Source organism: Thermomicrobiales bacterium (assembly GCA_023954495.1).
Classification (GTDB): domain Bacteria; phylum Chloroflexota; class Chloroflexia; order Thermomicrobiales; family CFX8; genus JAMLIA01.
Map to the genome: position 1 here is coordinate 1 of JAMLIA010000029.1, position 12,108 is coordinate 12,108.

The following is a 12,108-nucleotide window of genomic DNA, read 5'->3' on the forward strand; positions in this document are numbered from 1 at the left end:
ACATGTCGAGGACGTGCGCGACGAGCCAGAGCAACCCGATGACGGCGGCGACGCTGAGCGCGCCAACCGCGAGTGGCACCGCCGCGCCAACGATCGAGCCAAAGACGATGACGAGTGCGATCAACGCGAACGGGATGGCGATCATCTCGGCGCGCCGCAGATCCTGCTCCGAGATGCGCTCGACGTCCTCATAGAACGCCGGCGCGCCGGCCAGCGTCACGTTGACATCCGGCACGTCAACGATGGCACCGCGAATCTCCGGCATCAGGCGCTGGGATTGCTCGGGCGACAGCGAGAGCTGCACAAGCGAGTAGGCAGTGTGACCGTCGCGCGATATCTGGGCCGGGTTCGCCTGGAACGGCGTGACGCCAGTGACCTCCGGCAGCTCGATGATCCCCGCCAGCGCCTGCTCAGCAGCCGAGACGAATGCAGGATCAGTCGCGATGTACTGATCGGATTGGTAGATCACAACAAGCGTCGACGGCGCGAAGCTGGGGATCTCCGACTCCAGCAGGGCCCGCGCCCGGGCAGCCTCGATTGTCGGATTGGTGAATCCGCCAACCTTCAGCTCGTCCGTGAGACGGGGAAGAATCGGGATCGCGGCCAGGAATGCGAGGACCCAGAGCAGAATGACCAGCCGACGATGGTAGTACGCCCAGCGACCCGTTCGGTAGAACATCACCTCAACCTGTTGAGCCAGCGACAGCGCCATTGCTGCCACTGAGCATTGTGGCTGTTCGTGGCGCATCTGGCCACTCAGGTAAACAGATCTACGGTACGTCGACGCACGCACAACCGGCCAGATTCGGTTATTCTGCGCAGCGCACCAGAGGAATTCATCGCAGAAAGAGGCACCCATGAGCGAGTCAGCCCCAGCCCAGGACCACAAGGACCGCGTGCGCGCCCAGTTTGGCCGCACGGCGCAGGACTACGTCACGTCCGTTCGTCACCGCACCGGGCGCGACCTTGAGCGGCTGGTTGAGCTTGCCGAACCCAAAGCGACTGACGACGCGCTGGACGTCGCCACCGGCGGCGGCCACACGGCGCTGGCGATCGCCCCACACGTCCGCAGCATGGTCTCCAGTGATCTGACGCCGGAGATGCTGGCGGCAGCCGAGGCGTTCATCACCGGCGAGAACGGCCTTACCAACGTAACGTTCAAGATCGCCGAGGCCGAGCACCTGCCGTTTGACGATGCCAGCTTCGACATCGTGAGCTGCCGGATCGCACCGCACCACTTCGACGACGTACAGGCGTTCTGCAACGAGGTCGCGCGAGTCCTGCGCCCGGGTGGACGTTTCGTGCTGATGGACTCGACGGTGCCGGACGACGAAGAACTGGCTGCCTTCATCAACGAGGTCGAGTGGCGACGCGACACGACGCACGTCCGCGCCTACAGCGTGAGCGAGTGGACGAGCTTCGTCGAATCAACGGGCCTCGTCGTCGATGCGGTTGAGCCGGTCCACCGGCGCTATGAGTACGACTCCTGGACAGCGCGCTCGCGGATGACCGACGAGGACAAGCAGGCGCTCGACAATCTCATCCTGACCGCACCAGACAGGGTTCACGAAGCGTTTGCCTTCACAATCGAAGACGGGGCCATCGACTCGTTCGATGACAACAAGATCCTGTTGCGCGCCCGCAAGCCGTCTACCTGACCGACGATCAGCGCAATCCGAGCCCCTCGACGAGGTTGAACTCGGCAGCCTCCGCCGCCGCGATCCGTTCGGCTAGCGGTGGGTGGGAGTGCAGCAGGAACGTGATCGCAGGTGAGGGGCTCGGGTCGGCGAGGTTCTGCTCGCTGAGCTTGCGCATCGCCCCGGCGTAGGCACGTGGGTTGCCGGTCAGGCGAATCGCGAAGCGATCTGCGCGGCGCTCCATCCGGCGACTCTGCGCCAACTGCCACGGCGACAGCAGCACGCCGACGACCGAGGCGACAACGCCGATCACCGGAAGCGAGCGCGGATTGGCCAGATCCGACGTGCCGGTCAGGCTCGGTATCGCCCGCACCAGCCGACCGGCGACCAGGTGCACCGATGCTGCCGTCGCGAGTGTCGTCATTGCAGCCATCCCGATCAGACGCCAGATATCGCGATGGATCTGATGGGCGGCCTCGTGTGCGACAACGCCTTCAATCTCCTCGGGAGTGAATGTTTCGAGCATCGTGTCGGCCAGCACGATGCGTCGCGTCGGACCGAGTCCGGCGAAGAACGCGTTGGCCTTCGAGGTCCGGCGGCTCATGTCCATCTGCGTGACATCGGCGACCGGCACACCGGCTCGATCGGTCAGGTCACGCAGGCGCTCAGCCAGCTCCGCGTCGGCCAGTGGCTCGTAGCGATTGAACCGCGGCGCGATCAGCACCGGGAAGAGTTGCGACAGGCCGGCAGTCAATGGAATCGTCGCACCCGACACGACCAGCCACCAGGATTGCGGCCAACGCCGCATCGCTGCGTACAGTCCTTCGAGCAGACCGACCTCCAGCGGCATCGAGAGTGCCGTCATTTTGGCCTGATCGGAAAGCCAGCTGGCCGCTGACTGGTTGCTCAGCTCGTAGCGCTTCTCAACAACATAGCTGCTGTAATAGCGCAGCGGCAGCGAGATGAGCGTCGAGAGTCCGCCAATGACGGCGATGTATCGACCGCGTTGCACAAGCGACGCGCCGGATGTCGGCAGGAGGCGATCGTTCAGCCGCCGCGCCACGCCGCTGAACACAAGCGCCGATCCGCCGAGCAGCGAAATGGCCGTGCTGAGCAGGCTCAGGCGATCCTTCGTCCGGCTGTACTTGCGTGCCCGATCCGCGTTGCTCATATCAGTTCGCTCTCACTCACCCGACCGTTGCCATCAGTCGACCACGATCGTAGCATCCACACGAAGGCGAAGGAGAGGATGAGGCATGCAGCACCAGAACACGAGACCGCGTGCGCGGGAAGTCGGCCTGCGCATCGGGCACCTGCCAACCGGCCCGCACAACGCAATTACCGATGTCAGCGGAGTGCTTGTCGGTCATACGACGCTGATCGAAGGCGACGGCCCGCTCCGGCCCGGCCACGGACCCATCCGTACTGGCGTGACCGCCATCCTCCCGCACGGCGGCAACCTGTATCGCGATAAGGTCCCTGCCGCAATCCACATCATCAACGGCTTCGGCAAATGCATGGGGCAGGAGCAGGTCGATGAGCTGGGCACGATCGAGAGCCCTATCGCCCTGACCGGCACGATGAACGTCGGTCTCGTCACCGACGCGATTTGCGCCTGGAGCATCGGGCAGAATCCGGATGTCGGTATCGACGCAGCGACCGTCAATCCTGTCGTCGGCGAGTGCTCCGATGCCTGGTTGAACGACATGCAGGGCCGGCACGTGCGCGAGGAACACGTCTTTGCGGCGATCGAATCGGCCTCCTCCGGCCCGGTGGATGAGGGCGCGGTCGGTGCTGGTGTGGGCATGACGGCATTCGGCTACAAGGGCGGCATCGGCACTTCGTCGCGCGTACTACCCGCCGATCTGGGCGGCTGGACCGTCGGCGTGCTTGTGCTGGCGAATTACGGGCGGCGCGATCAGTTGCGCATCGATGGCGTGCCGATCGGCCAGCAGCTGACCGCAACCGAGGAGCCACCGGAGCGCGGCTCGATCATGATGATCGTTGCCACCGATGCGCCGCTCCTGGATCGCGGACTGCGCCGCCTGGCCCGCCGCGCCGGTATCGGCCTGGCACGAACCGGCTCGATTGCCGGCAACGGCAGCGGCGACTACGTCATCGCCTTCTCGGCATCGCCGTCGGTCCGCATCCCTTATGAACCCGAGAGCCCAACGCGAGCGATGGAGATCATGATCGACACTGGCGAACCAATCGACACGCTCTTTCAGGCGACGGTCGAAGCGACCGAAGAGGCGATCGTCAATGCGCTGTTCCGCGCCGAGACGGTCGTTGGACGCGACGGCAACACGCGCCACGCCCTACCGCTTGACCGCGTCGTGCCGCTGCTGCGTGCAGCAGGGCGGTTGGCGGACGGCGAGTAGGACGTGCCTCAACGAAGCGAGACGGCATGCGCAAAGGCACCGCAAATCGTTGTGTGCGTTGCTCATCGTGGGTCGTCTGGTCGGCAGCCGACTCTGTCCTCTGTCATTTCGAGGCCGCAGCCGAGAAATCTCCCACCCGTTCGACGCAGTCCAACACAGGGGAGATCTCTCGCTACGGCTCGGGATGACAGTACAAGAGCGTGGCTGCTATGCCGAGACACGTGGCACTATGCCTCTATGCCCGCAAGGGAAAAGCCGTCCCGCAGAGGGACGGCTGTTTGCATGTTGTTGTCTTTGGAGCAATCGGCCGGAACGCTACTCGCCCTCGACCTCAACATCGCTGATCTCATCGCCCGCCTGGAAGGGCAGCGACGGGACGGTCGTCAGGTCGCGCACCATCGACGAGGTGTTGACGACGTTCAGGCTGTTGAAAATGAGCTCGAAGCGCTCCTGCAGCTCATCGCAGATAGCACCCTTGGCGTCGGCACTCAGGTTCCAGAGGTCCTTCTTGAACGGGCCGAGAGCGCGCTTGCGGGCCGTGTAATAGAACTGCGCATCGGTCATGTCCGGCTTGCGATCGCCAGGATGGTTCGCCTCCAGGTAGGAGTACATTTCCTTGAGCAGATCGGCTGGGAACGCCGGGCTGTCGTACATGATGTTCTGGAAGCCGGTCGCCAGATGCACCTCGCAAGCGTTCGAGCGTGAGAAGTGGCCAAAGGCCGCCTCAGGCAACGTCGACGCGCCGTGCTGCACCGCACCGGCCAGCCCGTACTTCTCGCGCGAGAGCTCCGACAGCTCGCCAAGCGTGTCGAAATCAACCTTGACGGTTGCAATCGAGCCGTCCGGCAAAACGACGCCACCGTGGCTGGTGCCGGTCTGAACACTGATCTTCGAGATGCCCGTCAGGCTGCCGCCATTGTGGGCGGCAAGTGCCTGCTCGTACTGGCGCATGAACGCAATCAGCTCGGCCGGCGTCGAATTCTCGGTCCCAACCTCGCCGATCTCGCCACCGACGGAGACGGTGACTCCCTCCGCCTCACGCTCGCGGATGTAGGCAGTCAGCTCGGCCGTCCGACGCGCGTTCTCAGCCTGCTGCTCATCCTCGTTCGCCAGCGAGAGATCGACGATCGTCGAGGTATCGACGTCAATGTTGAGGAATCCAGCCACCAACGCTTCGTCAATCAGGTCACGAACGCCCTGCACCTCCGCCTCCGGGTCCGCCTTGTAGCCCTTGGCGTTGATCTGGAAGTGATCGCCCTGAATGAAGACCGGCCCCTGAAAGCCCTCGCGGATTGCAGCAGCGAGGATCGAGGCGGTGTACTCGGCGGGGCGCTGCTCCGTGTAACCCATCTCTGAGCGGGCGATCTCGAAGATTACCTGTCCGACGTCCAGCTTGTTCGCCGCTCGCACAATCGCGCGGGCCGTGTCGTAGGCCATCGCGCGGACGTTGATTGCCGGTGTCGTCTGGTTGTGCCAGACGTTGCGGCCGCCGGCCATGTAGTAGTCGTGGATCGAGGCCGGCGCGCAGCCGAGTGTCTGCGCCAGATTCCAGATCAGGTGCCGCGCCACCGGCTTCATCGCCTCGCTACCGAGCGCCGACGTGTAGGCCAGATTGTCGACAAAATCTCCTCGCAGGCCGTTGGCATCGGAGACCTGGACACCGTCCTGGTTCACCGCACCATACGGACGAAAGGCCTCCAGCAACTCATCCCTGGATTCGTAAGCGCGCATCGTCGTCCCTCCCTGACCGTTCTTCAGTTGTCCCTGCCAGACCGGCTGGATCACCGATTATCGCGCATCAATCATACCGCCGACCGGGGATACGGACGCGTAATCCAGGCAGCCCGGTGCGTCCAGCCACTAAAAACCTGCGATTTCCAGTTCAGGAAATCCCTGCGATCTGATCGACGGGCATACAAAAGGGCAGATGGAGACCATCTGCCCTTGATGATGTTGTCTGAGTTAGCGCTCGACGACGAGCGTCCCAACCATTCCGGCGTTCTCGTGCCCGGGCTCGTGGCAGACGATCTTGTATTCGCCCGGGTCGCTCGGCGCGGTGAACTCGACGGTCTGGCTCTTCTTGGCATCCAGCGTGACGTTTACATCGGCCGCTTCAATCGTGAGGTTATGGGGGATTGCGCCGCCATTCTTCACGACCAGCACGACATCCTCACCGGCCTTCACGGTCACGGTATCCGGATCGAATTTCATCGTGTCCTTCATGTCCACCTCGATCGCGCCGTCCGCGATCGGTGACGCCGCAGAATCAGCATCGTTAGCTTCCGAACCACCACAGGCGACCAGACCGAGCACGAGCAGCAGGGTCATCAACAAGGCAGCAGGCAGACGAAACCGGGACACAAAGACCTCCAGGGACTAACGACCTTTGACACGCCGTACCGAGCGACAGGCCGATACGGGCAACGCGACAGCATGCTCGCGTCGCACAATCGTCCCCAGCAGTTGGGTAGGGACGGCCTGAGTATACGACCGCCCCCTCGTCGTTTCTGCCGCTACAGGTAGCGGTCGAACCAGCCGCAGATTCGCTCCAGGCGCTCGACGCGATGATCGGGCTTGCCCATGCGCGAAAGCCCGTGGCTCTCATTCGGGAAGCGCACGAACTCGGCCACTTTGTCCAGCTTGCGCAACGCCGTGAAGAACTCCTCAGACTGCCCGATCGGGCAGCGCAGGTCATTCTCCGAGTGGATCAGGAGCAACGGCGTCGTGATGTTCTTGACGTAGGTCAACGGTGAGCGCTCCAGATAATGCTCGGGGTTGTCGTACGGCGTCCCCGCGAACTCCCAGTCGTTGTAGGTCGCGTTCATGTCGCTCGTGCCGTAGGTCGAAATGCGATTGGCGGTCGAGCGCTGGGTCACCGCCGCCTTGAAGCGATCGGTCTGCCCGACGACCCAGTTGGTCATGTAGCCGCCGTACGAGCCGCCAGTGATACCCAGCCGGTTTGGATCGATGAAGTCGAGTGTCTCCAGGTAGTCCGCACCGGCCATGACGTCACGGTAGTCAGCACCACCCCAGTCACCGAGCGAGCCGGCCACGAAGTCCTGGCCGTAGCCGGTCGAGCCACGCGGATTCGTGTAGAGCACGACATAACCCCGAGCAGCGAGCACGTGCATCTCGTGGAAGAAGCCGACGCCGTACATCCCGTGCGGCCCACCGTGCACCTCCACGATGGCCGGATAGCGCACTGCCGGATTGAACCCCGGCGGCGTCAACAACCAGCCATGCACCTCAACTCCATCGTCACTCGGGAAGCGCACCTCGCGGACCTCGCCAAGCTCGCGCTCGTTCAGCAAGTCTCGGTTGGTGTCGGTCAGCTGCTGCACAGTGCCATCTGTTCGTCGGATGAACACCTCGGTCGGCAACGACATCGTGCTCGATGCGAACGCGACCGTTCCGTCGTTGGCGATGCTGAACGATTGGATGTCCTGCGTCTCGTCGATCAGTGGCGCTGCCGGGCCATCAACCTCGCAGCGGTAGAGGTGGACGCTACCGGCCTCGCTCAGCATCGTGTAGACAGCCTTGCCATCAGCAGACCAGACGGGAAGCTGCGTCGGCAGGCCGTAGCGCGCGTCAGCGATGGCAGAGTTACCCGGCTCACGATCGAGCGCTGAGAGCAGACCGCGTGGCTCGTCGGCCCGCATGTCGTGGACGAACAAGTCGGAGAGCGTCACTGGCCCGTACTTCTCGGTGATCGGGTTGCCGACATAAGCCAGGTGATCACCCTGAGGCGACCACGACGGCGTGCCGTATGCGCCATCTTCGGGTGTGACGCGCTCGGCCTGGCCTGTCGCAAGCTCAATGACCCAGACGTCCGTCAGCCGATTCTCAGCGCGCTCCGCGCTCCGGTTCGAGACAACCGCCAGCTTGCGACCGTCGCTGGAGAAGGCCGGCTGTGCCGAGTGCCAATCTCCTTCGGTCACCATCCGGGACTTGCCACCGTGCGCCGGCACAATGTGGACCTGCCGACGCTTATCCGTGAAGAACCCTTCGCCATCCATCCGATAGAGCAGGTCGGTGATGACCTTGACATCGCTCTTTGCGGGGCTGTCGTCCGGAGCGACGGCGCTGACGTAAGCCAGCGACGTCGAGTCTGGCGACCAGGCGATCTCGGACGCGCCGTTCGGTGCATCGGTCGCCTGCCACGACTCGCCGCCGTCGGCGTACATCACGTGGATCTGGTTGCGTCCACTGCGGTCCGACAGAAAGGCCAGCATCGTGCCGTCCGGCGACCAGCGCGGGCTGGTGTCCTTGCCCTTGCCGGTCGTCAGCCGGTAGGGCGTGCTGTCTCCAGCCAGGTCGGCGCACCAGATGTTCGACTTGTAGCCGTTGGATTCTTTGTCGACGGTTGTCACCAGCCAGACAACCTTCTGGCCATCCGGTGAGATGTTCGGGTCTGCAATGAGGCGGATGCGAAACAGGTCGTCAATCTGGATTGGGCGTCGGGTCATCAGTAGCTCCTCCGGTCATGTCGTCCATCGTTTGGCACGCACGGCGCATGATAGCCGCATTTCCCGGATGGATCGACGGAGCGCCCTCGATTGTTCGGAACAGCGCGTGTGCGAGCCAGAGAAGCGGGATCGCAGAGGGGATGGGTGCGAGGGATTCTTCGATTGTCGGGAGCGGCGTGTGCCAGCGGGCATCATCGGGTTGGCCGCCGATGCGCCAGCGGTCGATCCCGGCAACCTGGCAGACACGGCTGAGATCGGCGTGGCGACCGTCGGCCGGGCCGGATGGTGCGATCTGAACCACCAGATCGCCGCGTCGCAGTGCACGCAGGCCACCGAGCAGGGCGTCCTCAACCGATATCGCCGTTGCGAGGCGACCGCCGGTCTCAGCAAGCGCCAGACCGGCTGACTGCGCCAGCGCGGTCAGCGGGCCAGCCGCGACGATGAGCACCCGGGCATCCACAGTGGCGATGGCCGCGGCGACTTCAGCGGCTGCTGCGCGACTCGGCAGGGTTGAGTTGACGATCTCGCGCAGCTTCGGGAGCGAATCGCCGCTCGCCGAGCTGGGCTCGAACCGTGCTGCGATGCCGCCGATGGCTGCGACTGCGGCCGGCAGATTCGCCAGATGCGTCGGCACGTTCGATGGGCCGACTTTCACGGTCGTCGTTGCGTTCGAGATGATGCCATCCGGGCCGACAACGGCGATGGATGGCAAGCCGGCGTGCCCGGAGCGCTGGACGACGCGCGAGGCGTAGGCACGATCCTCGCCTGTGGCGATAGCGATCAGCAGGTCACGGCCATCGAAGCCGGGCGCATAGGTGGCCATATCAAACGCATGCCCGGCGCGCGCATCGACGCCAATAGCACGCAGCAATCCGGCCCCGATGTCCGCAATCGCAGCACTGTGACCTGCGCCGGAGAACCGCACGCGGCGAGCCTCGAAGATGTGCGCGGCAGCCTCGCGAATAGACGCGAAGTTCTCGGTAATTGCCGTCGAAACCAACTCCGGCTGGGCGAGGATGCAGGCTTCAAGCTGTTCAGCAAGCGACAGGGTAGCGTCGGGCGTCGGGTCAGCGACGGTCTGGTTGCGGTCGGTCAAGTCATTCGACATTGGGTTGGTGTCCTCCATCTGCCACCAAGGATACGACCCGGCAAAAGCCGGGCCGTCGATGTTCCTTGACTGTGGTTATGGCTGCTTACCAGATGCCCAGCTCGTCGCGAGCATCCTCGGTCATCATGGCTGGTGACCAGGGCGGGGACCAGACGATGCGGACGAAGGTGCTGCCGCCGCCGTCCAGCTTCGCGACTGTCTGCTGGATATCCTGGATGATGACCGGCCCGAGCGGGCAGCCCATCGAGGTCAGCGTCATCGTCACTTCGACGTCGTTATCGTCTTTGACGTCGATCCCGTAGACCAGGCCAAGGTCAACGATGTTGACTCCGATCTCCGGGTCGTAGACCTCTTTGAGCGCTTCAAAGACCACGTCATCGGTTAGTTGCGCCATCTGCCCTCCTCACTGCTGGTTCAACCCCGCGGTTCCGTCGCAACCTGGATTTCGCTGTCAACGATACGAATATCAAAGACCGGTAGCGGCACTGTTGCGGGAAACGACTCGACCGCCCCAGTGCGGATATCGAACATCGCGCCGTGGAGCGGACACTCGACGGTATAGTCGTACAGTTCACCCTCCGTCAAGGACGCTTCCTCATGCGTGCAAGTGTCATCAAACGCGAACCACTCGCCATTAACGTTGGCGATACCAACAATTCGGCGGCCAGCCTTGACCGCCTTCATCTCGCCCGGCGCAAGGTCTCCGACCCGCCCGACGCAGACGAACTCGCCCACTCATCCCCCAAATCCGTACCAACCAGCGACGAATTCCGCCGACCCGATTACTCCTCGGGCCAGCCGTGGAATCCGTAGGCGCTGGCCTTCAATACTTTCAACCCCAGGAGGGCGCATTTAATTCGCGCCGGGCTGATCGGAATACCAATCTCGTCGAGGAGATCGTCCTTCGACAGCTCTTTGACATCCTCAATCGTCTTCCCGGCGACCATCTCAGTCAGCATCGAGGTCGCGGCCTGGCTGATTGCACAGCCACGCCCGCTGAATTTGATGTGTCAGCGATGCGATCGCCATCAGTTACAAGTCGATGCGGATACGATCGCCGCAGAGCGGATTCGTATCCTCATAGGTTCCGTCGTTCGGGTCAAGCGTGCCGTGGTTGCGCGGATTGCGATAGTGATCGAGGATGTGCTCGCGATAGAGATCCGACATGGCTACTTCCTCAGTGCTGCGTCACGCGGCTGGATAGCTCGAATAATACCGCGCCTGCCGCAGGCCGTCGATCAGGCGGTCCACGTCGTCGTGGGTGTTATACACGGAGAAGCTGGCACGCGCCGTTGCGTCCAGGCCGAATCGGGCGTGGAGCGGCTGCGTGCAGTGATGGCCCGCGCGGATACAGACGCCGTCCTCATCGAGAATCGACGCAACGTCGTGCGGGTGAATGCCGGTCATGCTGAAGCTCAACGCGCCGCTACGCTGCTCGGGCGGCGGGCCCCAGATGGTGAGGTCCGGAAGCTCAAGCAGCTGTCCAGGCGTAGGCGATCAGCTCGTGCTCGTGCGCCTCCACCGCGCCATGCCGGATGTCGACGATGTAGTTGCAGGCGGCGCCGAAGCCGAACGCGTCGGCGACGCTGGGCGTGCCGGCCTCGAACTTCGACGGCAGATCAGCCCAGGTCGACTCGCGCAGACCGACGACGCGGATCATGTCGCCACCACCCAGGAATGGCGGCATCGCCTCCAGCAGCTCGCGCCGACCGTAGAGCAGGCCGGACCCCATCGGACCGAACATCTTGTGGCCCGAGGCGGCGTAGAAATCTACACCCAGCTCAGCGAGGTTCACACCGACGTGCGGCGCTGCCTGCGCGCCATCGAGGAGCACGAGTGCGCCGTAGTCGTGCGCCCGCGCGATGATCTGCTCGATCGTGGATTGATCGTGCCCAGTATGCTCGACACGTGGCAGACCACGAGGCGGTTCCGCCGCTGGCCAGGGTGTCGGTCCAGATCTTCCAGTCGCAGCAGACCGTTGTCGTCTACGTGGATGAACTCCAGCGTCGCGCCGGTGCGCGCGGCGACAAGCTGCCAGGGCACGAGGTTGGAGTGATGCTCCATCTCGCTCAGGACGACAACGTCACCGGAGCGCAGGTTGGCGTCACCCCAGGTGCGCGCAACGAGGTTGATCGCCTCGGTGGTGTTGCGAACGAAGATGATCTCGTCGGTCGAACCAACGCCGAACAGGCGCGCCACCTGGTGGCGTGCCTCGTCATACGCCTCGGGTCGAGCGTTCGGCCAGCGCGTAGACGCCGCGGCTTTGGACGTTGGCGTTGTCGTGGCGGTAGTAGCTGTCCATCGCCTGCAGCACAGCCTCGGGCTTTTGCGACGATGCGGCACTGTCGAGATAGACGAGATGGGGATCGTTCAGGATCGGAAACTGTCGGCGGAGCGCGACGGCGTCGAGCGCCGACTCAGGGGTGGTTGCGCTCACTGCGACCTCCTGTCACCAGCGCCCGCGGGGAGGCACGGGCGGAGTTCATAGGGTGCGCGTGTCGCGATCGCGCCTCCTC

General features: G+C 63.8%; 12 protein-coding genes and 2 pseudogenes. 2 read left to right on the plus strand and 12 right to left on the minus strand.

The window, feature by feature from the left end:
- On the minus strand, positions 1–748 hold a 748-nt coding region (locus M9890_07605), incomplete at its 3' end, for an MMPL family transporter (GenBank protein MCO5176819.1).
- 109 nt (positions 749–857) lie between these two features.
- Between M9890_07605 and M9890_07610 the strand changes: the two genes are divergently transcribed.
- Positions 858–1,658: a methyltransferase domain-containing protein gene (locus M9890_07610; protein MCO5176820.1), complete on the plus strand. Its 801-nt coding sequence runs from the start codon at positions 858–860 to the stop codon at positions 1,656–1,658.
- Between the two features lie 7 nt (positions 1,659–1,665).
- Here M9890_07610 and M9890_07615 read toward each other — a convergent pair whose 3' ends face one another.
- Entirely contained in the window at positions 1,666–2,808 is a 1,143-nt protein-coding gene (locus M9890_07615) for a M48 family metallopeptidase (protein ID MCO5176821.1), read from the minus strand.
- Between the two features lie 85 nt (positions 2,809–2,893).
- Here M9890_07615 and M9890_07620 point away from each other — a divergent pair, with 85 nt between their 5' ends.
- Positions 2,894–4,018 (plus strand): P1 family peptidase, encoded by a 1,125-nt coding sequence (locus tag M9890_07620; GenBank protein ID MCO5176822.1) that lies wholly within the window; start codon positions 2,894–2,896, stop codon positions 4,016–4,018.
- A 315-nt stretch (positions 4,019–4,333) separates the two neighbouring features.
- Here M9890_07620 and M9890_07625 read toward each other — a convergent pair whose 3' ends face one another.
- The 10 genes and pseudogenes from M9890_07625 to M9890_07670 all read right to left on the minus strand — a co-directional run bounded on the left by M9890_07625 (position 4,334) and on the right by M9890_07670 (position 12,029).
- Positions 4,334–5,749 (minus strand): class II fructose-bisphosphate aldolase, encoded by a 1,416-nt coding sequence (locus M9890_07625; protein ID MCO5176823.1) that lies wholly within the window; start codon positions 5,747–5,749, stop codon positions 4,334–4,336.
- Positions 5,750–5,980: 231 nt separating this feature from the next.
- Entirely contained in the window at positions 5,981–6,379 is a 399-nt protein-coding gene (locus M9890_07630) for a cupredoxin domain-containing protein (GenBank protein MCO5176824.1), read from the minus strand.
- A gap of 152 nt (positions 6,380–6,531) precedes the next feature.
- Positions 6,532–8,484 (minus strand): S9 family peptidase, encoded by a 1,953-nt coding sequence (locus tag M9890_07635; GenBank protein ID MCO5176825.1) that lies wholly within the window; start codon positions 8,482–8,484, stop codon positions 6,532–6,534.
- A complete protein-coding gene (locus M9890_07640) occupies positions 8,459–9,592 on the minus strand; it encodes a hypothetical protein (protein MCO5176826.1) in 1,134 nt (377 codons plus the stop codon). Before M9890_07640 ends, M9890_07635 begins: the two co-directional genes overlap by 26 nt.
- 85 nt (positions 9,593–9,677) lie before the next feature.
- Complete coding sequence (locus M9890_07645; protein ID MCO5176827.1) at positions 9,678–9,986, minus strand: iron-sulfur cluster assembly protein; 309 nt, start codon at positions 9,984–9,986, stop codon at positions 9,678–9,680.
- A gap of 20 nt (positions 9,987–10,006) precedes the next feature.
- Positions 10,007–10,327, minus strand: coding sequence for a non-heme iron oxygenase ferredoxin subunit (locus tag M9890_07650; GenBank protein MCO5176828.1), 321 nt, complete (start codon positions 10,325–10,327; stop codon positions 10,007–10,009).
- A gap of 47 nt (positions 10,328–10,374) precedes the next feature.
- Positions 10,375–10,759, minus strand: a pseudogene (locus M9890_07655) (iron-sulfur cluster assembly scaffold protein).
- 21 nt (positions 10,760–10,780) lie between these two features.
- A pseudogene (locus M9890_07660) lies at positions 10,781–11,426 on the minus strand (aminotransferase class V-fold PLP-dependent enzyme).
- On the minus strand, positions 11,384–11,791 hold the full coding sequence (locus M9890_07665) for an aminotransferase class V-fold PLP-dependent enzyme (protein MCO5176829.1): 408 nt from the start codon (positions 11,789–11,791) through the stop codon (positions 11,384–11,386). The pseudogene M9890_07660 and the gene M9890_07665 overlap by 43 nt, the downstream one beginning before the upstream one ends.
- Positions 11,792–11,807: 16 nt before the next feature.
- Positions 11,808–12,029, minus strand: a complete 222-nt coding sequence (locus M9890_07670; GenBank protein ID MCO5176830.1) for an aminotransferase class V-fold PLP-dependent enzyme — start codon at positions 12,027–12,029, stop codon at positions 11,808–11,810.
- Between the last annotated feature and the right edge of the window lie 79 nt (positions 12,030–12,108).